This window comes from Buttiauxella noackiae ATCC 51607, from assembly GCF_001654865.1.
In the GTDB taxonomy this organism is placed as follows: domain Bacteria; phylum Pseudomonadota; class Gammaproteobacteria; order Enterobacterales; family Enterobacteriaceae; genus Buttiauxella; species Buttiauxella noackiae.
Genome location: NZ_LXEO01000094.1, coordinates 1 through 254, shown reverse-complemented (window position 1 = coordinate 254; position 254 = coordinate 1). Strand labels below are relative to the sequence as shown.

At 29.1% G+C, this 254-nt stretch carries 1 pseudogene; it reads left to right on the top strand.

The annotated features are described in order from the left end of the window. Nucleotides 1-187: pseudogene (locus M979_RS23670) on the top strand (ParA family protein); the annotation flags it as partial. Nucleotides 188-254 lie beyond the last annotated feature (67 nt).

Here is a 254-nt window from a genome sequence, read left to right as displayed (position 1 = left end):
AAAAACAGCAATAGAGACAGAGAAAGGTATTAGAGATTTATATTTTTTTAAATCTCAATTTATTAGAAGTAGAGATTTACAAGTTGGCCAGCAAGGTAATTTTGCATCTAGCTACTCATTATCTAGAAAAACTATTGATAGTATTTGTACGGAATTAGATAGTCGTTTGAGCGAGGGGGTATCATGAAAAATAATGCAATTATAACAAAAAGAAAACTTATTGAATTGAAAGATTCAGACTCTGTTGAGTTTTT